This is a genomic window from Nostoc sp. DedQUE07 (assembly GCF_034530975.2).
Classification (GTDB): domain Bacteria; phylum Cyanobacteriota; class Cyanobacteriia; order Cyanobacteriales; family Nostocaceae; genus Nostoc.
In genome coordinates this window covers 1-25,851 of sequence record NZ_JAVRCC020000078.1, presented here as the reverse complement: position 1 = coordinate 25,851, position 25,851 = coordinate 1, and the positions used below count along the sequence as shown (strand labels likewise).

Here is a 25,851-nt window from a genome sequence, read left to right as displayed (position 1 = left end):
TGGTGGATTAACATCGGAGCTTAATCGTAAGTGATTTACCGGACATGATATAATATGAAACACTAAATACAAATATTGCTAAGAGAACAGGAATAATTTTACTAAAGTCTATGCGCTTTTGTTGAACCATTTCTAAACAAGACATCGGAATCATCATAGGCCAGAAGATAGCTGTGACTAAAAACATCACAACCGATAAAAATTTATCATCGGGAGTAGAAGTGGGATGACGCAGGGAAAATATTAACCAATTGCTTAAAAAATAGCATGACATTAACAAGTAACTAATAGTTAAAGTGAGTTGTATCTGATTCACTATGAGTACTCCTGATGTTATGTGAACTTCACTATAGCCTTTCCTGCTCTAGTGAGGTATACTATGAGCCTCAATAGTGGATTTTAAATTAGTAGAAATGAAGGGATATTTACTAAGTCGTTAGAGGTTGTTTGAAAAGTGGTTGGTTGTGATTTTAGGCACTAACCGATCCCCCCTAGCCCCCCTTAAAAAGGGGGGAACCGGAATCAAAGTCCCCCTTTTTAAGGGGGATTTAGGGGGATCTAGAACGCTTTGTTACCGAGAAGAAAACTTTTCAAACATCCTCTTAGACGTAAATCAATTAAAGTTTGTAATAAGGACTTTAGTCCTGATAATCCTTGTTTTCTGTTTAATAATGCCTATCTATTTAGGAATGTTAACTATCAATATCGCTATGTAAACAAGCATCAAATCAAGAAAAATTATATTAACTATGAACCATATATTGATTTTATACCCTCTTGACTTAAAGTATAATACAATAGCCCTGTCGATTATTCCCACAGTTCCCGATGTATTAATTAAATAATTCGCAAGCATTGCCCAGGCGTAAACAAAACCATTTCCTCGTTGCTCGATTGGCGTTGTTAAGTGATTATAATACTCAGAAACAACAAAAGTTCCAAAACAAATAGCATAACCTATTAGCCACTTGCTGTTCGGCATAATCTGAGCAATAAAAAAAGGAATAATTGTGGCTAATATAAAAAACAAGAGAAGAGAATCCAACATTTCCGATTTTTTCCTTTTTTACAACATATAGAAAAATTGCATACTGAACTATACAATTTATGTCAAACCTATTCTTCTGGTCGTAAGTTATAGTTAACCGTTTTTGAATAATTCTTTTAAATTTTGGATGATGAATATTCACTATCATTATCCAAAACTTAAAATTCGGTCAGGTTATTAAAGCAATAATTAAGCGGTTTTAAAAAATCGAATGATTTCGCGGACATGATCGAGAAATTGCCCATCGGTAGAAAGTTGCGCGATCGCATTTCTGGCTTCTCTCCCCAAACGCTCATGTTCCGTTTGATTTGTCGCCCGTAATTCTTCTAAATTAGCCGCAATTCGAGCTAAATCTCTGCGAGTTTCTTCGGCAAAACGTTGTTGAGTTGTGGGTAAGGAATAGGGTTGTTCCGGGTTGAGTTGATCTTCCAATGACTGGATTTTTTGTTCCAATATAGAGAAGCGATCGCGCAGTTCCAAAATATCTTCGCGCGGATACTTCCATTCTTGGCGAATCATCGCTAACCGCGCATATAAATACTCGTAAGCGCGAATCGCTGGACGCAAAATTGTTAATAATAAAGCTGCACCAGAACTTATATATCCAACTGTACTAATACCAGTGACAGCAAGGGTATAAAGACCAACAGCTGAGAATAAGTGTAAAGCAATAGCAACCCAGAGCGATCGCTTTGCCAACAATGTGACATACTTCACTTGTTTCTCATCGACTGGAATGCCTTTCTCAGTTGATTGTGCTGCTTCTGCTAAGACTTCTTTGGCTTGAAAATGCACATTCCACGGTACGGTAACAATTACCAACAGCCACCAAAAACTAGCACCACCAATCACCCAATCAAGAAAGTTACCTGTAGGTATGTGCAACCATTGCAGTAAGCCAAAAGCCACCAGCACTGGAACTACAATTCCAATAATGGAACTGATAAAAAAGTTGATATACATCTTACCCTGTCTCCGATGAAACTATACCTCGATCGTGACTGTACCCTAGCAGTTATACGTAAATGCTTGTGATAGTTTTTTGAGTAGCACATATCCTACTGTGCGAAATTCAAACCTTAAAAATTTTTGTGTTCAGAATCCTTGTGATAGTTTTTTTAATAGCACATATTCCACTGTACGTCATTCAAAATTTAAAAACCCTTAATCTAGTTTTTCCACAACTGCGACAAACTTAGCTTTATTTCTTGAACTTTTTAAGCGTTAATTACCAATAAAAAGTTTCTCTATCCGAAGACATTGTATTTTTGACTTCGGAACAATAGCCTCATGCAATCATTTATCAAAATTTACAATAGGTGGCGCAGAACTTTTTCCCTGATAAAAAAATTTCAATTCATCAACCAAAATTTAAATAAAACTTATAATTTAGTCTCGTTATCAATTGTCAACTAGCTATTGGTAGATTGACAGTTTTATCTTTTATAAGATAGTTTGACGATTAAATATTTAAATATACTCATAAATAAAAATTAAACAGTAAGATAGCTGAGTTATACTTTAATACCTCACTTTTTGTCTAACTTCAGTAATTAACAATTTGTAAAAAATCACTATGTCAATCTTTTTTTTTAATCAAAAAGCTCCTAAATTATTCACCAAATTATCAGTTGTAACAGCTCAAACCGCTTTCAGCTTAATACTATTATTCAAAACTGATTCTGCTCAAGCTTTGGCAGCCAAATTCAATATTGACCCCAGTGCAAGTTTTATTTCCTCATATACATTTAGTCCTGACAGCGTACCTTTTTCTCTAACAAACTTGGGAGTTAATTCAGGGGACACAATTAAACTGGAACGGTTTGGCAGTTTTTCACCCTTTGACGATCCGACTGACGAATACTTTGGTGCAATGTGGGCTACTTTCAGCGCTGACAATAGATTGCTACCAAACACCGGAGAGTATAATGGCGCAAGGACTGACAGAGTTCCTGGTGCTATTAATCCAATTCTTCCCAACGGTTGTCTTCCATTGCAGTGTTTAGACAATAGTATTTTTTACATCTCACGTGTAGATTTTAATGGTGCTATTGTACAAGTTCCCATTGATGCAAAATTTATATTTATTGGTGCTGCCGACAGTTCATTTGTTGATAATGTAGATTTAAATCAAGACTTTGCTGTTGGTATCAATTCTGTATCTACTGCTAGTGTTCCTGAACCCAATTTTATGTCAGGTTTACTGGCATTTGGTGTTTACGCTACTGGTTTGCAATTCTTACACAACCGTAAAAAAGCACTTTGATGACACAGGTTTACTCAACTAAGTAACTGCGCCAGGTTGGTTGAGTATCTTTACTACCCTTTTCTGGAATTAGCGATCGCCAAGTTTTACCTTCTTGCTGAATTTGCAAGTAAACGTCAAAGGGTTGTTTTGGTTGTGTCAAGCGCCGTTTTGGTAGCTTGAGAATCAAGTCGTAGGTTCCCCGAACGTGGAAAGCTGGTAAATTTTCAATCGTCAGTGGTTGTTCTTGGGTAATTGATAGCCGCTTGATTTCAAATCCTTGAAAATCTAAATCCAACTGTTGGCTAAGTTTTTGTTGAGTTTGTTCTAGCCCAAGTGCGATCGCTTTTTGCACTAAATCGCTAGTTGGTAACAGTCCAATACTGCCACAAGCTGTCACTAGCACCAGCAATATTGCTGTCAAAACTAACCGCACCATGTTATTCCTGAGATTCCACTGATCAGCGATAGTATAACTGTAGTTTCTCTCAATTCTCCGATCTATCATGCCAAAACAGTCTATAGGTCTTGATAACCAACTTTACAATTATCTTTTATCTGTTTCGCTGCGAGAACCAGAAATTCTTGGGAAGTTGCGCCAAGAAACCGCCAATCATCCCCGCAGTGGAATGCAGATTTCACCAGAACAAGGGCAGTTTATGAGCCTTCTGGTGCAGTTGATTGGAGCGAAAAAAACCTTAGAAGTTGGAGTGTTTACGGGTTATAGCTCACTTTCTGTAGCTTTGGCACTACCGACTGATGGCAAGATTATCGCTTGTGATGTGAGTGAAGAATTTACTGCGATTGCTCGGCGGTATTGGCAAGCATCTGGGGTTGCTGATAAAATCGATCTCCGATTGGCACCAGCTTTGGAAACTTTAGATAAGTTATTAGCAACTGGACAAGCCGAAACTTTTGATTTTGCCTTTATTGATGCTGATAAAGAAAATTATGATGGATATTATGAGCGATCGCTGCAATTAGTTCGTCCAGGTGGATTAATTGCGATCGATAATGTTTTATGGTCTGGACAAGTAGCTGATGAGCAAAATCAAGATGAAAGCACCCAAGCAATCCGGGCGCTAAACAAAAAGTTACATCATGACGAACGAGTTACCCTCTCCCTTGTCCCCATCGCCGATGGACTTACTTTAGCAATCAAGCGACCTTAATACAGCAAGAGCGCACAACTAACTGTGCGCCCTTATTGCATGTTCTACTTCTATTTACCTGAAGTTATAGCCAATTCCTAACTGTAGTCCTACATCAGTATCATCTACAAAAGCAGCATTTACACCACCTGTTAGCGTAAGTCTAGAACCGAGAGGAATGTCTACACCACCTGTTAATAGTAATCCAATATCAGTATCAGCATTAGCTTCAATTGCTACACCAGCACCGATGTAAGGAGATATAGCAAAGGTTCTTTCACCCACTGAACCTGCTCTGCGGGGAGAAAAATCTAAAGTCACGGGAACTAGAAATATTGTATCGTCCCCGAAGATTACCGATGGTCGCACTGATATATTATTTGTCAGACCGAGTTTGCTGATCACTGTAAAGTTAGTGTCGCTTAGAGCTGTATCATCGCCGCTCAAACCAATGTTACCACCAACTCCGATATAGCTTCTGCCACCACGAGTACTTCTACCTACGTTAACATCAGGTGTCCCATTTCCTGTTGGTGGCTGATTTAACTGACTGATGTTAACGTCAGGCGGAATCAGGACTTGGTTAATTGCATGGATAACACCATTGCTAGCTTTCACGTCCGCCTGGAGAACTCTGGCATTATTCACCGAGACTTGACTGTTAGCGGAATCGATTTTAATATTTACAGGTCTTCCTTCATCTGTTGTCAATTCCCCTGCTGAGAGTTGACTAGAAGTTACCGCACCGGGAACCACGTGATATCTCAAAATCTTAACTAACGCTTCTCTGTTTTCTGGTTGCTCTAACTGTTGTAAGGTAGCAGCAGGTAAAGCAGCAAATGCGTCATTGGTGGGAGCAAAGACTGTATAAGGGCCTGGCTGTTGAAGAATATCTGCTAAACCGGCTGTCTTTAATAAAGAAGTCAGAGTTGTAAAAGAACTACTGGATGACGCTAGAGCAACAATATCAGTACCGGCAGGAGTTCCAGCTACAACGTACTGACTAGCTGGAAGATTGCTAGCAATGGGTTGCGCCCGTCCTTGTTTAACTAAAGCTTGATATAAAAGTGCTGCTGCTTCAGCACGAGTCAAAGACTGTTGCGGATTGAGTTGTTTTACATCCGGGTAGTTGACAACAAGATTACTTACTGTCGCTGCTGCAACACTGCCAACAGCATACTCTGGGATAGCTGAGGCATCGTTGTAGTAAGTAGTGAGAGTACTTGTATCGCCACCAGTTAAACCTAAACCACTACTTAAAGCAACGATCCCCTGCACTCTAGGAATTTCTTGATTTGGTCTAAATACGTTCCCAGGATAGCCTGCCAAAAATCCAGTTTCGTAAGCGTTTTGAATTGCAGCAGCGGCCCAGTAGTTAGCAGGAACATCACTAAATCCACCTGCACTTAATTGCCGGACTCGGTTTTGGTTACTGAAAGCTTTTTGAATCAAAGCAGCAAATTCTGCACGAGTCACAGGCTGATTTGGTCTATAAGTGCCATCAGGAAAGCCACTAATCACGTTATTCTCAGCTAGGGCTTGAATGAAGGGACGCGCCCAATAATCTGAGGAAACATCAGACAGGTTAACTGTTGAAGTCGGCGATGGTGTCGCAGGTGATGGTGTTGCAGGTGATGGTGTATCAGGTGATGGTGTCGTAGATGGAACAGGAGTTTGAGATGAAGCTGGGGCAGAAATTATGATGGGAGTTATTGTAGCAGCTGTCATTCCCAGAACTAGCAAAGCAACCTTTGTTGATGACCAACGAGACAAACTAGACATGGAAATATCCTCTTTTCAATTTCTTGGGTTGATTAGTTGATTATGTTGATTATCTGGAAAATACTGGATGCAAGGTTAAGTGAATACAAATATCTAAGATGATTATTTGGTTCGCCTCGACATGAAAACCAGAAATGAAACCTGTTAGCTCTGGAAAATTAATACGCTGGACATTATGAGTAGCTGCTCTGATATCTCATAACGTTTATCCTCATGTGCACCACACATAGTATCGAATTCCTATTTTTTTAAGAACCGCAGAGTACACTCAAAATAAGCATGGCTCCTGTGGTAATATAATATGTCGCAGCCATAAAGAGAATTAATGCAAGTAAGCGATTTTATTCAGTTCTAAAATTGCAGTCAAGCAGTAAAATAATTGGCTTTTAATAGCCGTCTCTTTATAATTGCCGAGGAGGGTTAATGCCGTCAAATTAAATGTATCATGATCTTTAGCAATATTTAAGAAATAAAAGAAATAAAGTCAATCTTGGCGATATGGTGTATTGTTAATCTTTTTTCGAGAGTATACAACTAACTCAGGGCTGGATTTTGAAGAAAAACTTTCACTCTTTAGATAGTTGTCATTGATGGGAAATTTTTAAATATAAATTTTCAAATACTAGACTGGAAATTAGCGATCGCAATCAAAATTTTCGAGCCTGATTGCGCCAAGATTTTTGGCTAAGAATTATTTTTTTCCAAAAGACTATTTTATAAAAGCGAACCCAAAGATAAACTAGGATTTTTGGAAGCTGGCTAATCTGTATAAATTTTGCTCACAACTCCTCTGGAGGTAGGGCAACAAATCCTGTTTTTAGTCCACGCTTGAATCCTGCTTTTTCATAGAAGTGCAACGTCTCCTCGTTTTTTGAGCCGCTTAGAAGCATCACTTTATAGCACTGTTGCTGCCATGCTAAAGCTAAGGCATAATGCAGCACTTGTGTACCAAATCCCTGTTGTCGATAATCGAGATGGGTAACAACATTTTCAATAATGCCGTATGGACGTGCGCCACGCGTCAAGTTGGGAACAATAGTTAAATTACATGTTGCTACTAACTGCTTATCAACATCAGCCACAATGTAATACAAACGGGGATCATCTAAAATTCCATCCCAGATAGATTGTAAGACATCATCAGTCGGTAGAGGCGCATCGACAGGATTTAGATGCTTATATAAAGCCAAAAGTTGGGGAAGTTCGTCGCGTGTAATTAGGCGAACGGTAATTATAGGTTTAGACAAAGCTGTAGTTCGGCGTAAAAATTTATCGTTGCGATAAGGCAGGAGGAAAGAAAGTTTTAGTCTAGTTTACCTCTCTTCACATAGTTTAGTTTTATTGTGCCAACTTACTTAGTTTGGTTTTTTCTGCCGACTTACTTATATAGTTCTGCGTAAGCTTTAAGTACTATATTTCTGGTTTCTGATTTCATATTTATTTTTAATCTTCACTTTTGCCATTAATTTTAAGACCACAGTAAATTCATCCAATTTTTGTATATAGTTAGACTATTTTACTGAAATCATTGAACTTTTAGAGAGGTGAAGCTAAAAACAAGTATCTGGCTAATTTTATGGCTGGAATAAAAGTTTCAAAGTATTAATTAGGCTTACCCATAATTGTAAAAGCTGCCCAATAATAAGGATGATTATAAAGATTTTTATCTGATGCCATTTTACTATTTCTATATAGTTGGGTCGCTAAATAAGTTTGAATTCTTACTTCTTCTGAATGCAGATTATTCAAAATATCTTCATACCATTTTGTCAGTTCTCCAGCAGTTAGTTCTTTCAGCCATCGTGTTGCTTCAGCTAAGGCAGTAACTGCTGATTTATTGGGCTGTAATCGTCGGTAAAACTCGATCATCACCAAGGCGCTAGCCGAAGATTCTACACTCCAGAGAGTACTCACTACATGAGGTACGCCCTGAGTTACAAAACCACTGACTAAACTTACATATTCGCTGCTGATAGTGTAGTTGTTAGTACTTAAATTTTCACAGGCAGAGAGGGTAATAAGGTTGTAACTATCTAGATTTTGTTGGCAGATTTCATCTAGAGTAAGTCTGTCTTCACCCGCTAATGCTAATTCTGATTTTTTAGGTTCAGTTAAATTATTAGTAACATGACCTGTAAAATGCAAGATATTATAATTATCAAATAGGGCATTTTCAACAATACTTTTCGTTGCTTCTGCCCCTTGAATTCGTTGGATATTATTGAACATCTGACTAACAATTTCAGACTCTAATTTGGCAAATTTAAGTGTGGGATAACCTGTACTTTCAGGATGTTCAACACTCAGCAATAACTTATTTTGCCACTGCCAAATATCCTCAGTTCTGATTGATAAACCTATTTGGGCGCTAGGTAGATAGGTGACGCTGAAATTTGATTCCACATTCGGTAACTGTTCTGGTGATGGCGAAGAAAGATGGAAAAGTGTATGAATGGGCAATCTGTACAAGTCACGGTGAGGAATTAATACCAGTTGGGTGATGCCTTCGAGTTCCTGTGCAATTGTGGAAATATTCAGGATTTCATACAGTTGCAACAGTTTCTCTTCCATCTCAACTCGCCAAGAATGGTGACTTTTACTTTCTTTGTCGTGGGCTGTGCTGCGATATTCTTGGTATTTTTGATGCCAATCTTCTAACCAAATTTCAAATTCAATTAGGCGTTGCACTGCTTCGGGTAGAGGCAATTCATTGAGACGGATAGCATCTTCTCCTAAAGGTATTACCCCAGTATCTTGCATGGGTGTAAACAGGAGAATCGGTGATGGTGCTTGGTCTTTGAGAATGAAAGTATGTAGGGCAACTGGGCTAATATGCCAGTAAATAATTGCTGTTGTGGGATTGAATAGTTGTTGAATTGCGCCATAATAAGGCGAGTAAATATTATTATTCCAGCCAGAAAGCAGCCAGTTTAAACAAGCATTTTTACCTTGTTCGGCAATTTCCCAAGCTTCTACTAAATCACCCGACTCCACAGCTAAATCAACTGCTAATTGATCGAAGCCGGTAAATTTTAAAGCTAACTGTTTTTTACTTTCGTCTGAGCGAGTTTCTTCACTCAGTAATTGTCGCAATAAATCTGTCCCGCGTTGCAGCAATTCTTGAACTTGTGTGGTTTGTCCCAAACCCATCAACACTTTGCTTAGAGATTGCAAAACCTCTAAGTGCAACTGGGGAAAATATTCTAATGTCAGGGTTAACAACGCTTGATGATACTCAGATGCAGCTTTACGCCAATAATCGCGGGGATTGGTATGTTTTTTGCCTTGCTCATAGTAAGTATTAGCGATCGCAAAATGCAATCTACCCCAACCTTCTGGATGGGTATCTGTCCGCAGATGCCTTAACCCTTCTTCGTAGCTGGCTAATTTTCCTTCGTAGCCGCCCTGTTGTAAGGCGGGATTTGTCGCTATGATACTACTCGACAAATTGAGTAATTCGTCAGAATCTACTACTAAATGACCGATCGCAGTTCCCCGACCAATCCAAGCTTCCCAATAATCTTGTTTAATTTGCAAAGCGTTGTCATAACAGGCGATCGCTTCAGCAAATTGTTCTAAATAAAACAGTGCTACTGCCTGATTATACCAAGCTAAGTGGAAATCGGGTTTAATGGCGATCGCTTGTTGATAGGAGGCGATCGCTTCTTGTCTGCGCCCTAAGTTGTCTAATGCTATACCCCGGTTATACCAAGCTAAGTAGAAATCAGCTTGAACTGAAAGTGCTTTGTCCCAGGAAGCGATCGCTTCTGACCACCTGCCTAAATTAAACAGCACTACACCCCGATCTATCCACACTTCGTGGTACTCTGGGTTAATTTCTATAGCTCTATCGTAAGATATAATCGCCTCGGCAAATTGTTCGCTGACGGCTAGGGCTATGCCTCGGTAATACCAGTTTTCCTGGTCTTCTGGTTGGAGTTGTAGCGCTTGGTCATAACTAGCAATAGCTTCTGGTAGCCAACCTAATTTCAGCAGTGCCAAACCCTTGCTAGACCACGCTTCTTGATAGTCTGGCTTAATTTCTATAGCTTTGTCAAAAGAAGCGATCGCTTCTTCAAAGTATCCTAATTCTCCGAGAGTTCCACCCCGGTTGTACCAAGCTTTGTAAAAGTCTGGTTTCAGTTCTATGGCTGTTTCATAAGACGCGATCGCTTCATCAAAACGTTCTAAATGGAACAGCGTTAAGCCTCGATTAAACCAATATTCGGAGAATTCGGGTTGCATTTCAATGGCTTGGTCATAAGATGCGATCGCGCCTAGCAAATCGCCTGTTTTCGCTTGCTGAAGACCTTGGTAAAACCACCCTTGAGGGTGGGTAATCGGATTATCGTTATGCCGCTCAATAATACCAGGAGAATTACTGCTTTGAACTGCCAAATCTGAAGCAAGTTGCTGGACTAAATTGGTACTTTGATCCAACTTCACCCATAACTCATCTAAAGTATTAGCCACATTTGGCTCTAAATTCGTCAAAGTGTTATCCCAGGTTTCCACCGAGGGAGACGTTGCTAACTCAGTCCTTTGTCTCGTGGAAAGAAGATTTGCTGGTGTAGTAATTTGAACAATTTCTTCGTCGAACCGAAGTTGAGTTAACAAGCTGATTGTATCTTCTGCTGTCGGTAGGGGGATATTTTCTGGTATTGTGGCTTGGGCGTCTTCCCTTTCATATTCCGATACCAGTTCCTCGAAGTTTTCGGGCGATTTATCCTCAAAAGAGGCATTTTGAGGTGCTGATGTTATTGGTTCAACATCTGGCACATCATATTCCCATAATTGCTCGCCAAAGCTAAGGATTAGCTCTTGTCCGGGAGAAGTTGGGATAATTTCTTCATCGGTTGTAGTTTCGATTACATCTGGCTCATCATACTCCCATAACTGCTCGCCCAAATCGCGGATCAGTTCTTGCCCAGGAGTGATTTCTAGATCATCTAGGTCATCTTGTGCCTGATTGTCCTGATATTCTATCTCTGTAGGTAAGTTTTGCATTAGCCGAATGCCAATGTCATAAGCAACTTCTCCAATTCTGCCAACACCAAGTTCCCCTAATTGCACCATTTGTGTTGCTAAAAGAGGATTTGGTGTAGGTGAAGCTAGTAAGCTTTCACCAAACATCACCAACCAGTCTATCCAACGTTCAGCCGGAATGCGATTTTCGATTCGTTGCAGATACCTCAATGCCCACTGTCGTCCTCGTGCTTGATGCACGCCTTCTAACAATTGGATAAACAATTGTTCCAGATCCGCATTGGTTAGTTCTGGTGGTACCCCCACCAGATTGCGTCCTCTCGAAGCCTTGAGAGAACTATTCTGTTTACTTGCAATGAGGCGCTTTAAAAACCTTTTAAGCGACTGCGATATCCGCCTGAGCATCTGCCACACTCTTGGATTTTGTTTTTCTAGATTGTAGCCATCGTTGTCTTAAAAAAATCATCAATTACGTAAAAATCCATTAGATTCGGACAGCGCTTCCGTAGCAGGTTAGCAAAAAATATACAAATCTTCAAGAGCATAGCATTACAACGTAACAATTCCCAGATTTCACTCTTGAATTTGATTCTCTCCAGCAGTTAATTTTCAGTTTGCTCTGTAGTCGATTGACCACCAGGATATAACTGACTAATTAATGCTTGGACAAGCACTTGTGGATCGTCTGTTTCAACGGCAAGTTGTTGAGCAATCTGCTGACGTAAATTTTCATCCTCCTGCAACATGACAAACAACTGTTCTAGGGTGACAGTTTGGTATTCTCCCTCTGGGAGGTTCTCTGGCGCATCTGCTGACTCTGATACTGAGGCAGTTACCTCAGAGGGCAAAGAAGTAGTGCTAAAAGCATCTGGCCCTTCATATTCCCAAATTGGTTCGCCTTCATTGCGTGTCAACAACTGCATCCCGATATTATAGGCAACATCTCCAATTTCTCCGACGTTTAACTCACCCAATTGCACTAACCGCGCAGCCATTTCATTATTTGGTGTCGGAGATGCGAGCAATCTGTCGCCAAAGCGCTCTAACCACTCAACCCAGTCTTGAGTTGTGATGCGATGTTCGATATTATGCAGCCACTTCTGTGCCCATGCTTCCCCTCGTGCTTGATGTACTCCTTGCAACAGTTCGTTGAAAAGAAATTCCAGATCCGTATCGCTTAAGGGTGGTGCTGGTTCTTTTTCTACATTCCCCCTAGATTTTGAGGTAGTCTGTTTTCCACCAAACAAATTCTGAAAAAGCTTTTTGAGCCATTGAAATAGCCGCTTGAGCATCTGCTGCACCATCGAGTTTTACTTTATCTATAAAATTGTAGCGATCGCACTGGACTATGATAGTTCAGTCAATAAAACGTATAGTCATTTGTCATTTGTCATTTGTCATTTGTCAAGAGTTATTCTTCTCTGCTTCCCAGTCTCCTTAAATAGAACAAATGTACTAAATAATATGCTATAATTCCCATACATTGATGTTGAAATCATAGTAGAGGATAAGCTCTGGTTGCTTGCTTTCCTGAGTGCCAAAATTTACGGCATTAGTTGAGTCTTGGGCTATGGCAACATCGATAAATAAAGCCAGGTACGAGAGTTTAAAATAATTGAATCCTCAACTCGACTCGGTGCTACTAATTCACTTTGAAAGGCATTGAAGTCTATATTTCCATGTCTTACGAACCCCTGCACCACAAATATCGCCCCAAAAGTTTTGCTGAACTGGTGGGCCAAGAGGCGATCGCCACCACCCTCACGAACGCGATCGGCACATCTAAAATCGCCCCTGCCTACTTATTCACCGGGCCAAGAGGTACGGGGAAAACTTCTAGTGCCCGGATTTTGGCTAAATCCCTCAATTGTTTAAAAAGTGATAAGCCTACTGCTGAACCTTGTGGTGTGTGTGAGGTTTGTCAGGGGATCGCTAAGGGCTACACCCTAGACGTAATTGAAATTGACGCCGCCAGTAATACTGGTGTCGATAATATCCGCGAGTTGATTGAAAAAGCCCAGTTTGCTCCTGTGCAGTGTCGCTACAAGGTTTATGTTATTGATGAATGCCTAACTGGAGATTCTCTGGTCTTGACTGATGAGGGACTTCACAGAATTGACGATCCCAAAATTAAAGGAAAGAAAGTACTGAGTTATAACGACTCATCTCTTAAGTGGGAATTTAAGAAAGTTGTCAAATGGTTAGACCAAGGAGAACGGCAAACCCTGGTTATAAAGACAACTAACCGAGAAATTAGATGTACGGGTAATCATTTAATTAGGACAAACCAGGGATGGCTACAAGCATTGGACGTAAAAGAAGGAGTGAAGATACTATCCCCTGTGAGTGCGGATGCGGCATCCTCATTTACAAATTTGGTATCGATGGACGCACTCGGAGATTTGCTAGCGGACACCAGTTTAAAGGCAATACATCAGGGCAAAAATCATACGACCTGGAATCTATCCTTAAACAAGCCGAATTACTCCGACCTTTCTGTGCTTGCGGGTGTGGAGAAAAGCTTGATATCCCAATCTTTTTACAAAAAAAGGGACGAGGAATCATCAGTATCCAGTCTCGCTGGGAAAAACATCCATATAAAAAGGGACACGGAATTTGGGAACTTAGAACAGAAAAGTTCCTTGCAGATGCGGCAGTTATACAACCAAATGCACTTGGGCTTATCTACGGAACCTTGCTTGGAGATTGCTCTATCAGTTATCCCAATAAATACAGCAGATTCCCCAGATTGTGTTGGACACACTCAGAAAAGCAGCAAGAATGGTTGGAATATAAAGCCTATCGCCTTCAAGAATTGCGTCCAAAACTGCGAATTACATCTAACAAAGGATACGGAAACATATCAGTTACCTGTAACACAGGTTGCCATCCCCAACTCAAAGATGTCTTTGACATCGTTAAACCGAATAGGGATAAAAAACTCGTCTCTATGGACTGGCTTAATCGAATTACCCCAGAAGGAATTGCTTGGTGGTTTTGCGATGATGGTTCACTTGCCCTCAGTCCAGAAGGAAGTCCACAAATTCAACTACATACCGAAGGATTCTCTGCCGCAGAAAACCAACTCATTGCTACTTGGCTTACAGCAATGGGATACTCAGCAACAACAAAATTTTACACCAGAAGTAGTACAGGCAAGACATACCACTATATACGGTTGGGGGCAAGCACCAGTAGAAAATGGCTGGCAGACCTTAAACAATATTCCATCCCCTCAATGGATTACAAGTTTGGAGACAGTCGAATCTGTTCACCTCGCTGGGATCGAGCGAGTCTATGACATTGAAGTAGCAGATAATCATAACTTTGTGGCAAATGGGCTTTTGGTACATAATTGCCACATGCTCAGTACCCAGGCATTCAATGCGCTACTTAAGACATTAGAGGAACCACCGAGACACGTGGTTTTTGTATTGGCGACAACAGACCCGCAAAGAGTCTTACCAACGATTATTTCGCGCTGTCAAAGGTTTGATTTTAGACGCATTCAGTTAGAGGCGATGGTGAAGCATTTAAGTGCGATCGCCTTTAAAGAAAACATTCATATTTCACATGATGCTGTCACCCTAGTAGCCCAACTTTCTCAGGGAGGCTTGCGAGATGCCGAAAGTCTACTCGATCAATTGGGCTTGTTAGCAGGTGAAGTCACACCAGAGCGAGTTTGGGATTTGGTAGGGACGGTAAGCGAACAGGACTTGTTAGCGCTTTTAAATGCGATCGCTCAAGATAAACCGGAAGCAGTTCTAGACTGTACTCACTACATTCTAGATCGTGGTCGAGAACCCCTAACTATTCTGCAAAATCTCGCTGCTTTTTACCGCGATTTACTGATTGCCAAAACAGCACCCAACCGCCACGATTTGGTTGCTTGTACTCAGCAAACCTGGACAACGCTGATTGAATTTGCTCAATACTTCGATATGAGCGCGATTTTGGCAGGACAAAAACACTTGCGAGAAGCTGAAGTACAAATTAAAAACACCACTCAACCGCGTTTGTGGTTGGAGGTAACATTACTAGGATTGTTACCGAGTGCGACGACAAATATTCAGCCACAAGCCCCAAGTATCGCGCCGCGAGTTAATACACCTGTTGTATCTCCAAGCTATCCTCCAGTCGTTGCCCAAAATCACCCAGTCTCTTCTGTACCTGTAGCTGAACCGCAAACAAATCATAATTCTGCATCTGCCAATCATCAAACAGCTGCCCAAAATCAGCCCGTCACTTCATCTCCCCCAGTTGAACAGCAAACAGATCGCAATTCTGCTGCTAAATCAGTTTCACCACAAACCCCAGAACCTGTTGCTGTTCCTGTGCCACCTGCGAACATTGAACCAGTAACTTCAGAAGTTGTTGGCGAAGCAGAATATGACTTAACTCAGGTTTGGCAACAAGTGCTTGCCAATCTCCAGCCAAAATCAAGGCAAGAAATGCTGCGTCAAATGAGCCAACTCATAGAGTTTGACGGTGTTGTGGCTCGAATTGCGATTAAACAGGCATGGTATGACAAGGGGAAATCTTATCTACCGATGATTGCAGCAGCTTTTCAGCAGACTTTCCAGCGTGAAATCCAGATAAATATAGAAAAAGGAATTTCTTCAAACTCTACCTCAGCCAAAAAAAATCCTCCGCCAAAAGACTCTAGTCGCGTTCAGCAACCACCCACACCTAGCCACAACCAGCAAATTTCGTCGCCTCCAGCGCCAGCACCACAGCCAACTAATCCATCACCAGCACCACAAAAAAGCGAGTTGGCGGCAAGAAATGGCAATGGTGTAAATGGAAATGGCGTAAATAGAAACGGGGTAAATGCAAACGGGATGCAAACTTTGCCTCCACCTCCAAAACAAACACCCGCACCTGATTGGGAACCTGACGAAGTAGCGATCGCAGCTCAACGTGTAGCAGAATTTTTCAACGGACAAATCATCCGTTTTGCAGATGATTTCCCAGAATTCTCAGATTCCACAACTACACCAGAATGGGTAGAAGAAGCAGACGTAGATGATGAATAAAGAACTTTCAATTAAAAAAATATCCCATTGTAGGGGCGCAAGGCCTTGCGATCCTACGAATATACAAATAATTCTGGATAATTATTTTTGTCAGTCCCTAAAAAAAATGCAAAATTATTTTTGGTAATTTTGCATTTTGAATTTTGAATTTTTAATTCCCCAAAGGGGCTATTCCCCATTCCCGGTATGCAAGGTTTTCACCCATTTCAGGCGCTTTGGTCTTACCGACATCCGAGCAGTAGTGCTGCTCATGACGACTAACCAGTGCAACATATATAAACTGCCACGCAGGGTTTGCACCAGCATCGTAAGATGTGTAGAAAGTGGGAATTTTTGATCTTGACGTACCCGCTTCAGACCTGTAAACATCCCTACCATCGACATAGAAATGGACAAGCCTGTGATCGGACTTAACATTGGCGGACGATGACGAGCGATCGCCATTAATAAATCTGGGACTGCTGCTGTCGGTAAGATATACATAATCAGCATAAAAATCAGCAAATCCCAGCTTTTACGCGTCCCCATCCGGTTTTTGAGAATTAAATCCCAATAATCTAAATAGCGCTGATAACCGCCTTCTGCCCAACGGTTGCGCTGATGCCAGAGTGAAACTGCATTTGTCACTCCTTCTTCTTGCACCGCTGGATGGAAAACACACTCAATATCCCATTTATCCAAATGTAAGCGGATTGTCAAATCCAAATCATCGGTAATAGTTTCTTCATTCCAGCCACCGCAGCTTTCCAAGGCGGAACGCCGGACAAATTGACCATTGCCCCGCAGTTCGCCAATGCCACCAAGGGCAGTCCGTTGTTGCTGAAACCAGGTATCAAGAGCCATTTCGGCCATTTGACCCTTAGTCCAAAAGTTTGCTTTAGCGTTGGCGATCGCTTTTCGCACCTGCACCGCCCCCACGTTTTCTCTTTGAAATAAAGGTATTACCTGTTGCAGTAAATCTGGTGTTACTTGGGCATCAGCATCAAATACTGCTATAATGTCGCCCTTTGTCAGCGGCAATACCTGATTCAACGCCCCCGATTTGCCACCAGTAGCTTCTGCTGAACGCCTTAGTACTTTCAGCTGGTCGTGTTTCTGTGCGAGTTCCGCTAATAAATGTGGCGTGCTATCACTGCTGCGATCGTCAATTATCCAAATTTCGTACTCCCCACCTGGATATTCCAGATTACAAAGATTTTTGACTAATTTAGCAATTACCGCTTCCTCATTTTTCGCAGCCACTAGCACAGAAACAGAAGGTAAATCTCCCTGTATTTCTTTTGGATAGCGACGGGATTTAGTAAACACCACCACCAAAGCATGAAATCCTAGAATGGTGGTCAGTCCTAGAATAAAAATGGAAGCCCAAGAAACTAAATGTAGAGCGATCGTGCCACTCCAGACGATAGTCAAGACTAGAGCTGCTTTGCCTCTACGACCTTGAAACCGGGATGGTAGAGACATAGAATCTGTCTCTAACACTGACTCCTCATCTACTGATAGGTCAGATAACAAGGAGTTGAGCGGATCGAGCTCTTGATAAGAATCTTCTTCGGGCCAGGAATTCGCTGGCATAGGTTAGGTTGCTTGATTCAAAAACCACTATTTGTCTACAGTTAGTAATTTTACGGACAAATATCCCTAAGCTACTTTTCCCGATATTAATCGGAATGGGCAAACTGCAATACCCGCTATCCCTAAGCCAAAAGCCGCTGGGACTATCTTTGTTGTCACCGCCACTGTGCGTAATTACCTCATATTAACCGCGTTTACTACTCTTAGACAGAAGCTTGATTCCTTTGATAGCCACTTCGGCAGGAAGCTTGTAGAGTCGGATTTTCCCTAATGAGAACTCCGGTTTGGGTAAAGTAATAGCAAGGTAGCAGCAGCTTTTTGTTGGGAAAAACTGCAATAATAGCATCCACCACTGTACAGTAGGGATTTTTAGTGTTACCGTTCCCAGATTCGATAACAGTTAATGCAGCATCATTGTAACCGAAATTTTAATATTTCTTAGTAGTAACTTCATTTATTAGGCATGGGGCATGGGGTATGGGGCATTGGGCATGGGGACTGGGGACTGGGGACTGGGGGACTGGAGAGCAGAGGAGTGGAGTTCAAAAACTCGTCAGCAAGTATCAAAGACTTATCCCTTATGCCCAATCCCCAATCCCCAATCCCCAATCCCCATTCCTACTATGTGCTTTAGACACATCTTTGGGGAATACTACTAACATCCACTAATATCCCCAGTTGCTAACTAACTTGAGGAATATTTAACTATGTCTATTGAGCAACTCCAGCCTGCAACTCAACAACAAGCCAGTGTTTACTTACCTTATGTTCAGGGCGCTAGGCGCAATTTCTTACCCTATGCCATCAGTCTTTATCAAAAAGGGGTCTTGGAAGGACATCGGAAGATCGAAGCCAGCGAACATGTCCCCTTTGTCGCCTCCTGGAATGTTGCTACTTTACCCTCAGACTTAACCCGTTGCCGAATTCAGTTTGATGGCAATGCTGACCTGAGTTATGAACTGATGATGGCTAGTTTCGAGTTTATTAATTTTTTAATTGAACTTATGGATAACTATAAACGTTATCGTATAACTGATTTTTCACAACCATTTTATCGCAAACTACTGCGTATAGATGATTGATTAAACTCAGCCGGATTTGCAAAAGTTCGGCTTATTTTAAATTAATAGATAAATAAGTTCGTAGTAAGGACTTTAGTCCTTATTGTCTAAGATTATTTGCTCACAAGGCGCTGACGTTTACAATTCAGCTTCAGCCTTGTGAGCTTTTTTACAACAGGCTTTCAGTTTTAAAAGGTCTTCCTAAGTCCGCTGTCTTTTCTTCTTTTCAGAACGATACCAAAACTAGCTACCATCAGAGTTCCGATAAGGGTAGCGGGTTCTGGAATAGAAGTTTCATTTATAGGTACTATGATTCTTAAATTTGCCAAACTAGCATTAGTTATGGTCAAGGATGTTACGCCTGGGAAACCTGGAATATCAGACTGGAAATCAAAGACCGTGGGAGTTAAATTACCATTGGGATTACTATATCGCTCCCCATATCCACTCACTTCAAAAGTACCTTGATATTTCTTTCCGGTATTTGGGTCAGTGACAGTACCAGTGTAGAAAGCTTTTGTAAGATTAAATTCATCTTGAACTACTCCTTGAAATGTGGTTCCTGACAATTGTCCCTGGTAAAGAAAGGTAGTCAATTGACCACCAGAAAGAACAGGTGATGTCAGAACACCATCAAACGAGACAATTGGAATACCTTTAAAGTCAACAAAGTGATGCAGACTTCCATCGGAGCGTGTTTCTACCTGTAAATAGTCTGATTGGTATACAGGAACATAATTAGGATTATTATTAGTACCTAAGTTCCAGTAATAAGTTCCAGTATCATCCGTATCAATACGAGTAATACTATTATTGAAATTAGGATTATTTCTGGGCAGTTCGATAGTTCCTGATAATGTACCAGTGCTTTCAATTGTGATGAATTGAGCAGCAATTGCACTTGCTCCACTCATAGCGATCGCTACTGCCGCAAGACAACTACTGCTAACAGCTGCAAAACCTAGCTTAATCCCTGATGAACTCACTTTCATTAACAAACTGTTCCTTTATTTGTCGATAGTAAACACACCTAATATGCTGAGATTAATTGCAAGTTTATCTCATGCATGATTTATTATTCCCAAGCTAGTAATGGAAGTTTCATCGACAAAAAAAGTCTTATCAGTTGCTATTTTTAGCAAAACAGAATAAAGGCGTCAGAAGTCAGAAAACAGACATGAATTTTGTGCGACTGCTGGATGAATTAAGGGGTTTAACACCTCCACTCAATCTGCATATTTAGTGGTAAACAAAACAGTGGCGGGTCTGAATTCACCACTGATTTATTCTGACTCCGGAGTTCAGAATAGCTGAATTCTTCTTCATATCGCAAAAAATCAGTGATATTAGAGTGTTTTGACGAGCAAAATTTTGCCACTCAATTTGCAGGTAGCTTTCAAAGTAGCAGTGATTAACTAATTAAGTTAGTTCATCTAAACTAGAGAGGACTGATAACTGTTGATTTTCTTGTTTCAATTGTTCAACATGAGTATTATTGAAATGCTCACTTTTTTTGAAATATTGTTGGAAATATAACCGATATAATTCACACGCAGGAGTACTGCGTAGGCGTAGCCCGTCGTAGACATCGCCTTCTAAATTAATTAGCCCTATACTTTGTAATTTATATGCCAAGCTTGGCTCTAATTTCAGATAATTTGTAGTATTAATCACTTCATAAAAAGCATCTCCCAATTCTGGCTGATCTCGAAGTGCTAATACATATTGCCTTAGACACTGGTTATAAATTCCGGCTTCTGTGGGTGCTTGTTGCAATAACTGTCCTAAATCTCTTTTTAATCCGCCTTTACCCACAATGTGATACAATGCCAATCGCACCAAATAAGGATTTCCTCCCACCATTGCCATCAAACTATCGGCATCTTCACCATCTGTCCAATCCAAGCCGTGACGTTGTGCTAAATCCTGCACTTGCTCTTTCGTAAAGGGAGGTAAATTAATTGTCAAACCAATATTAAATAATGGCGATTGAGTGAGTTTTATGGGAACAAGAATTTCTGTTGAATAAACCAGAACCAGACGCAGTTTTTGCCAAATTTCTACCCTTTTGGCTTGTTCATGCCACGATCGCACTAATGGTAGCAACTCTTGAGCAATTTCCTGATACTCAAATACCCAATCCACCTCATTTAATACTAAAACCAGGGGACTTGAGAGCGCAGACAGTAAATATTTTTGGAAATAGATAGAGCAGCTGACTTTGCTACCCATATCTTCATCCCAATAATCATTGAGTTTTGGTTCTAGCTGTAACTCCCGACTAACATTGGCACAGAACCAGCGCAAAAATTTATCCAAACTGGCAAATACTGCTTTGTCTGCTTGCTGAAAGTCCAAAGTTACGGTGCGAAAGCCTTGCTTGTTAGCGCGTGCAAGCAACCGCAAAACCAAAGAGCTTTTCCCCATCTTTTTGGGTGCTTTGATGCAAATTACACTCCCAGGTTCAGCCATTTCTGCGTAAGCGAGTTCTTCAATTGGCGGTCGAGGGATGTAAAATCTGGAATTAAGAGATACTGGGCCACTAGGAAATTCTAAGGATATCGCTGTGGCGGCTCGGTTGAATTCCTTAATTAACTGCTGATGCGCAACGCTTTGAGGATGATTTTCTAGAGTCTGGCGAAAGTTGGATTTATGTATTGGTTCTTTGTAAAAATTACTCAGTACTTGCCATAAATGAGCAGCGATTTTCTTGACACGTTCCTCGCCGTAGTGCGCTTCACTAGCTATATTGGTGTAGGTTTCTCCTTCCCACGAAGAACGCAATATCAACTCTTGGAGCGTCGTTAAACCGGTTGCTTGACTGGCTTTTAGTAGCAATACTAGTTCATCTATAGTCATTACTCATTGACTCTAATTCAGTATGATCTTTTCTCACACCATTCAGCTTTAGAAGTCAATGTCGGCTGCCTTGTATGCATAGCAGCCAGACGTGACTCAAAAAGCTACAAAAAAGCCTTGACAATTTTTTGCATCCTGAAATTATTTAGCGTGATTCAATCATAGAATTTTTTTTACAACTTTTTCGGGCTTTTTAGGTAATTATATGTGACTTGAACTACTTTTTTTAGACATATCTTAGAATGTAGATGCACAACAATGTAGCGATTTTTTATAAAAGATTGCTATTGCGATCGCAACAGAGGTTACATTCTTCTAAATTCCATCCCAATTTATGATATGGGCTGATATATTCCTGACCTAAGTTACAGCCTAATAAACCAACTAGGCGATTTGTCCATAACTGAATCGTCAGGGTGCTAAAACAGCGTAGAGAGAAAGCTACAGAATATCTTCCTCATCGTACCAGCAGCTATGCATATCCAAGAACCCGCTACTCATGAATCAGAAGCTCCATTTTCAGTACAAGATTCTCAGAGTTTCCCAGAAGCCAAAGACTTATCTCTAGAAAATTTAGATACTTGCCAATGCTCACAAGCCGCCTTACAAATGGCATTAATCGCTAGTGGCTTGGGGTTGTGGGATTGGAATCTGGTAACTGACAAAACCTATTATGATTCCCAATGGAAAAGCATCCTGGGATATAAAGTAGAGGAAATCGACAACGATTATAAATCCTTTGAACAACTGGTACATCCACAGGATTTACCAAGAATTCGTCAGGTATTGCACGATTATCTCCAAGGATGCATACCTGTGTTTGAAGTCGAATTGCGAATGTTGACTAAATCCGGGGAGTGGAAGTGGATTTTGACTTGTGGCAAAGTATTCCAACGGGATAAATTCGGTAAACCAGTGCGGATGGTGGGAACGCACAAGGATATTAACCAGGATAAAGCGATGTCTACGACGGGCTGCGCCTACGCTACTCAACAATACCAACTATTTGAACAACTCCAAAGAGAAATTGCTCAACACCAGTCTACCGAAGACCAAGTTAAGGAAAAATCACAACAGCTAGAAACTACTCTTGATGAACTCAAATATACTCAAAAGCAGTTATTGCAGAACCAGAAAATGGCTAATCTCGGTCAACTGGTGGCGGATATGGCTAACGAAATTAACAACCCCGTTAACTTTATTTCCAGCAATATCCATACTGCTAGTAAATACGCTGAAGATTTAATCAGAATTATTGAACTTTACCAATATTACTATCCCACGCCTACCCCAGTTATTGCCTTACATTTGCAACACCTTGACTTTGGTTTCGTGAAGACAGAATTTTTTAAATTACTGTGGTCAATGCGAGCCTGTTCTGAGCGCGTGAAAGATATTGTTTTCGCCTTGCGGAATTTTTCTACCTCTGACGACGGTCAAATGCAAAAGGTTGACATACATCAAGGATTTGATAGCGTTCTCAGGATTTTGCAACATCGTCTCAAAGAAAAACCTGATAGAGCAGAGATTAAAGTAATTAAAACCTTTGGGAAATTACCCTTAATTGAGTGTTACCCTGGTGAACTAAATCAGGTATTCATCAACATCTTAACTAATGCCATTGATGCTTTAGAAGAAAGGATGAAACACGATCATTCTTTTACTCCAAAAATTTTGATTCATACAGAAGTTGTTAGCAGTCATTTATCATTGGTCAATAATCATGAACGTTGGCTAAATGACAAACTACTAGGGAAAAAGCACAAAGTTATCATTCGCATTTTTGACAATGGCAAAGGTATACTTCCCCATATCCAAAGACATATATTTGAACCGTTTTTTACAACCAAGCCAGTAAGCAAAAGTCAAGGACTAGGGTTATCAATTAGTCGGCAAATTATCGTTGAAAAACATCAAGGTAAACTTAAGTGTAATTCTCAGTTAGGTCAAGGGACAGAGTTGGTGATTGAGATGAATACAACAGCAAGACACTATGCCGCAATTAGAAAACACGCCAACTTTTAGGTAATGAACGAATGGCACTAAGTTAAGATACAGCCCTTACTCCAACTAGTTCCCAGTCTCCAGGCTGGGAACGAGGATAGAAACACGCCAACTTTTAGGTATTTAACTTTGGGGAGGAGGTGTTAATTTTTGCAAGTCGATGCATTAACAAGGCGGCCGCCGCATTCACAATGCAAGTCGATGTATTAACAAGGCGGCCGTCGCCTTCACAATACAAGTCGATGTATTAACAAGGCGGCCGCTGCATTCACAATACAAGTCGATGTATTAACAAGGCGGCCGCCGCATTCACAATACAAGTCGATGTATTAACAAGGCGGCCGCCGCCTGCCTCAACCAAAAAATTCCTTAACCGAACGGTATTGAGCGCGGTGTAGTCCGCCACGTGCTTATGAAACTTGCATAAGTCCTGATTAAGCAAATTGCTGCAATCCATTAAGAGGTAGATCGAGAATCACTCCTGAATTTGGAGAATAACCGATATCTAGAGAAACACTAGCTTTTACCGTCTGAGAACCACCAATTATAGGAGTTGTAGAAACCCTATCTGCTGTTAAATTAGACACCAAGGGAGATGGTCTAGGATTATCATCTGAGTTGATATCAATGTCAATAATCTCTCCGGGGGTTAACTGCAAGGTACTAAAAACACTCTGAGCTTGAGCTTTAGCATCTTTGACAGCTTCGCTCAGAACTTGCAAGCGTGCCTGCTGCAATACTTCGTCTGAGGCAGTGAAGCTGATATTTTGTATGATATTTGCGCCTGCTTGAATAGCTTTGTCAATTGCTGCTCCAGATTGATTTGTTGGTAACTCAAACTGAAGTGTGTTGAGACCTTCAAAACCTGTTAGGGTTTGAGTACTATTTTCATAACTATAAACAGGATTTAGTTGAATAGATGTAGTTTGAAGTTCTTGCGCCCCAAGCTTTTGCAAGACATCAACTACCGCACTTGAACGTTGAGCAACAAGTTGTTGAACTTCAGTTGCAGTTTTTCCCTGTATTTTAATCCCCAATTCTACATCAGTTAACGTGGTCGCAACATTAACCTCTCCTTGACCAGTAACTTCCAATATCTGAGGAGTTTTTGGAGTGGTGCTACCAATCAAAGAATCGGCGATCGCAATACCCAAATTTCTCACACCGATGAGATTATCAGTAGCCGAAGCAAGAGTCCCTGCTGAATTTGGAGAATAACCGATATCTAGAGAAACACTAGCTTTTACCGTTTGAGGACTACCAATTATAGGAGTTGTACTAGCTAATGCAAAAGTCCTATCTGCTGTTAAATTAGACACCAAGGGAGATGGTCTAGGATTATCATCTGAGTTGATATCAATGTCAATAATCTCTCCGGGGGTTAACTGCAAGGTACTAAAAACACTCTGAGCTTGAGCTTTAGCATCTTTGACAGCTTCGCTCAGAACTTGCAAGCGTGCCTGCTGCAATACTTCGTCTGAGGCAGTGAAGCTGATATTTTGTATGACATTTGCGCCTGCTTGAATAGCTTTGTCAATTGCTGCCCCAGATTGATTTGTTGGTAACTCAAACTGAAGTGTGTTGAGACCTTCAAAACCTGTTAGGGTTTGAGTACTATTTTCATAACTATAAACAGGATTTAGTTGAATAGATGTAGTTTGAAGTTCTTGCGCCCCAAGCTTTTGCAAGACATCAACTACCGCACTTGAACGTTGAGCAACAAGTTGTTGAACTTCAGTTGCAGTTTTTCCCTGTATTTTAATCCCCAATTCTACATCAGTTAACGTGGTCGCAACATTAACCTCTCCTTGACCAGTAACTTCCAATATCTGAGGAGTTTTTGGAGTGGTGCTACCAATCAAAGAATCGGCGATCGCAATACCCAAATTTCTCACACCGATGAGATTATCAGTAGCCGAAGCAAGAGTCCCTGCTGAATTTGGAGAATAACCGATATCTAGAGAAACACTAGCTTTTACCGTTTGAGGACTACCAATTATAGGAGTTGTACTAGCTAATGCAAAAGTCCTATCTGCTGTTAAATTAGACACCAAGGGAGATGGTCTAGGATTATCATCTGAGTTGATATCAATGTCAATAATCT

At 40.8% G+C, this 25,851-nt stretch carries 16 protein-coding genes; 5 read left to right on the top strand and 11 right to left on the bottom strand.

Annotation, left to right across the window (positions count from 1 at the left end; translation table 11 throughout):
• Window positions 1-679: 679 nt before the first annotated feature.
• Complete coding sequence (locus RMZ95_RS32045; RefSeq protein WP_322684176.1) at window positions 680-1,048, bottom strand: hypothetical protein; 369 nt, start codon at window positions 1,046-1,048, stop codon at window positions 680-682.
• A gap of 189 nt (window positions 1,049-1,237) precedes the next feature.
• The gene (locus RMZ95_RS32040) at window positions 1,238-2,011 is read right to left on the bottom strand and encodes a hypothetical protein (RefSeq protein ID WP_322684175.1); all 774 of its coding nucleotides are present in this window, start codon (window positions 2,009-2,011) and stop codon (window positions 1,238-1,240) included.
• Between the two features lie 613 nt (window positions 2,012-2,624).
• Here RMZ95_RS32040 and RMZ95_RS32035 point away from each other — a divergent pair.
• A complete protein-coding gene (locus tag RMZ95_RS32035) occupies window positions 2,625-3,314 on the top strand; it encodes a hypothetical protein (protein WP_322684174.1) in 690 nt (229 codons plus the stop codon).
• Between the two features lie 10 nt (window positions 3,315-3,324).
• On the opposite strand, the gene RMZ95_RS32030 is transcribed toward RMZ95_RS32035, so the two are convergent.
• A complete protein-coding gene (locus RMZ95_RS32030; RefSeq protein ID WP_322684173.1) occupies window positions 3,325-3,732 on the bottom strand; it encodes a hypothetical protein in 408 nt (135 codons plus the stop codon).
• Window positions 3,733-3,799: 67 nt separating this feature from the next.
• On the opposite strand from RMZ95_RS32030, the gene RMZ95_RS32025 reads away from it, so the two are divergent.
• Window positions 3,800-4,465, top strand: coding sequence for a class I SAM-dependent methyltransferase (locus RMZ95_RS32025; protein WP_322684172.1), 666 nt, complete (start codon window positions 3,800-3,802; stop codon window positions 4,463-4,465).
• A 54-nt stretch (window positions 4,466-4,519) separates the two neighbouring features.
• Here RMZ95_RS32025 and RMZ95_RS32020 read toward each other — a convergent pair whose 3' ends face one another.
• The 4 genes from RMZ95_RS32020 to RMZ95_RS32005 all read right to left on the bottom strand — a co-directional run bounded on the left by RMZ95_RS32020 (window position 4,520) and on the right by RMZ95_RS32005 (window position 12,516).
• Entirely contained in the window at window positions 4,520-6,226 is a 1,707-nt protein-coding gene (locus RMZ95_RS32020) for a fasciclin domain-containing protein (protein WP_322670877.1), read from the bottom strand.
• A gap of 779 nt (window positions 6,227-7,005) precedes the next feature.
• Window positions 7,006-7,473, bottom strand: a complete 468-nt coding sequence (locus RMZ95_RS32015; protein WP_322670878.1) for a GNAT family N-acetyltransferase — start codon at window positions 7,471-7,473, stop codon at window positions 7,006-7,008.
• A gap of 355 nt (window positions 7,474-7,828) precedes the next feature.
• The gene (locus RMZ95_RS32010; protein ID WP_322684171.1) at window positions 7,829-11,617 is read right to left on the bottom strand and encodes a CHAT domain-containing protein; all 3,789 of its coding nucleotides are present in this window, start codon (window positions 11,615-11,617) and stop codon (window positions 7,829-7,831) included.
• Between the two features lie 197 nt (window positions 11,618-11,814).
• A complete protein-coding gene (locus tag RMZ95_RS32005; RefSeq protein ID WP_322684170.1) occupies window positions 11,815-12,516 on the bottom strand; it encodes a hypothetical protein in 702 nt (233 codons plus the stop codon).
• A 375-nt stretch (window positions 12,517-12,891) separates the two neighbouring features.
• Here RMZ95_RS32005 and dnaX point away from each other — a divergent pair, with 375 nt between their 5' ends.
• Window positions 12,892-16,248 (top strand): DNA polymerase III subunit gamma/tau, encoded by a 3,357-nt coding sequence (gene dnaX / locus RMZ95_RS32000; protein ID WP_322684169.1) that lies wholly within the window; start codon window positions 12,892-12,894, stop codon window positions 16,246-16,248.
• Window positions 16,249-16,416: 168 nt separating this feature from the next.
• On the opposite strand, the gene RMZ95_RS31995 is transcribed toward dnaX, so the two are convergent.
• Window positions 16,417-17,823, bottom strand: a complete 1,407-nt coding sequence (locus tag RMZ95_RS31995) for a glycosyltransferase family 2 protein (protein WP_322684168.1) — start codon at window positions 17,821-17,823, stop codon at window positions 16,417-16,419.
• Between the two features lie 707 nt (window positions 17,824-18,530).
• Between RMZ95_RS31995 and ebsA the strand changes: the two genes are divergently transcribed.
• Window positions 18,531-18,905 (top strand): type IV pilus biogenesis protein EbsA, encoded by a 375-nt coding sequence (gene ebsA, locus RMZ95_RS31990; RefSeq protein WP_289797664.1) that lies wholly within the window; start codon window positions 18,531-18,533, stop codon window positions 18,903-18,905.
• A gap of 167 nt (window positions 18,906-19,072) precedes the next feature.
• Here the strand turns inward: ebsA and RMZ95_RS31985 are convergent, their stop codons facing one another.
• Together RMZ95_RS31985 and RMZ95_RS31980 are read right to left on the bottom strand one after the other, a co-directional pair.
• Window positions 19,073-19,876: a PEP-CTERM sorting domain-containing protein gene (locus RMZ95_RS31985; RefSeq protein WP_322684167.1), complete on the bottom strand. Its 804-nt coding sequence runs from the start codon at window positions 19,874-19,876 to the stop codon at window positions 19,073-19,075.
• Between the two features lie 427 nt (window positions 19,877-20,303).
• Entirely contained in the window at window positions 20,304-21,743 is a 1,440-nt protein-coding gene (locus RMZ95_RS31980; protein WP_322684166.1) for an AAA-like domain-containing protein, read from the bottom strand.
• Window positions 21,744-22,217: 474 nt separating this feature from the next.
• Here RMZ95_RS31980 and RMZ95_RS31975 point away from each other — a divergent pair, with 474 nt between their 5' ends.
• Complete coding sequence (locus RMZ95_RS31975) at window positions 22,218-23,768, top strand: PAS domain-containing sensor histidine kinase (protein WP_322684165.1); 1,551 nt, start codon at window positions 22,218-22,220, stop codon at window positions 23,766-23,768.
• A gap of 413 nt (window positions 23,769-24,181) precedes the next feature.
• Here RMZ95_RS31975 and RMZ95_RS31970 read toward each other — a convergent pair.
• On the bottom strand, window positions 24,182-25,851 hold a 1,670-nt coding region (locus RMZ95_RS31970), incomplete at its 5' end, for an SIMPL domain-containing protein (RefSeq protein ID WP_409884318.1).

What these genes read in the sequence shown, in the direction of transcription:
- RMZ95_RS32045 (WP_322684176.1), bottom strand. Translation starts at nt 1,048, where the DNA reads ATGTTGGATTCTCTTCTCTTGTTTTTTATATTAGCCACAATTATTCCT.
- RMZ95_RS32040 (WP_322684175.1), bottom strand. Translation starts at nt 2,011, where the DNA reads ATGTATATCAACTTTTTTATCAGTTCCATTATTGGAATTGTAGTTCCA.
- RMZ95_RS32035 (WP_322684174.1), top strand. Translation starts at nt 2,625, where the DNA reads ATGTCAATCTTTTTTTTTAATCAAAAAGCTCCTAAATTATTCACCAAA.
- RMZ95_RS32030 (WP_322684173.1), bottom strand. Translation starts at nt 3,732, where the DNA reads ATGGTGCGGTTAGTTTTGACAGCAATATTGCTGGTGCTAGTGACAGCT.
- RMZ95_RS32025 (WP_322684172.1), top strand. Translation starts at nt 3,800, where the DNA reads ATGCCAAAACAGTCTATAGGTCTTGATAACCAACTTTACAATTATCTT.
- RMZ95_RS32020 (WP_322670877.1), bottom strand. Translation starts at nt 6,226, where the DNA reads ATGTCTAGTTTGTCTCGTTGGTCATCAACAAAGGTTGCTTTGCTAGTT.
- RMZ95_RS32010 (WP_322684171.1), bottom strand. Translation starts at nt 11,617, where the DNA reads ATGCTCAGGCGGATATCGCAGTCGCTTAAAAGGTTTTTAAAGCGCCTC.
- RMZ95_RS32005 (WP_322684170.1), bottom strand. Translation starts at nt 12,516, where the DNA reads ATGGTGCAGCAGATGCTCAAGCGGCTATTTCAATGGCTCAAAAAGCTT.
- dnaX (WP_322684169.1), top strand. Translation starts at nt 12,892, where the DNA reads ATGTCTTACGAACCCCTGCACCACAAATATCGCCCCAAAAGTTTTGCT.
- RMZ95_RS31995 (WP_322684168.1), bottom strand. Translation starts at nt 17,823, where the DNA reads ATGCCAGCGAATTCCTGGCCCGAAGAAGATTCTTATCAAGAGCTCGAT.
- ebsA (WP_289797664.1), top strand. Translation starts at nt 18,531, where the DNA reads ATGTCTATTGAGCAACTCCAGCCTGCAACTCAACAACAAGCCAGTGTT.
- RMZ95_RS31985 (WP_322684167.1), bottom strand. Translation starts at nt 19,876, where the DNA reads ATGAAAGTGAGTTCATCAGGGATTAAGCTAGGTTTTGCAGCTGTTAGC.
- RMZ95_RS31980 (WP_322684166.1), bottom strand. Translation starts at nt 21,743, where the DNA reads ATGACTATAGATGAACTAGTATTGCTACTAAAAGCCAGTCAAGCAACC.
- RMZ95_RS31975 (WP_322684165.1), top strand. Translation starts at nt 22,218, where the DNA reads ATGCATATCCAAGAACCCGCTACTCATGAATCAGAAGCTCCATTTTCA.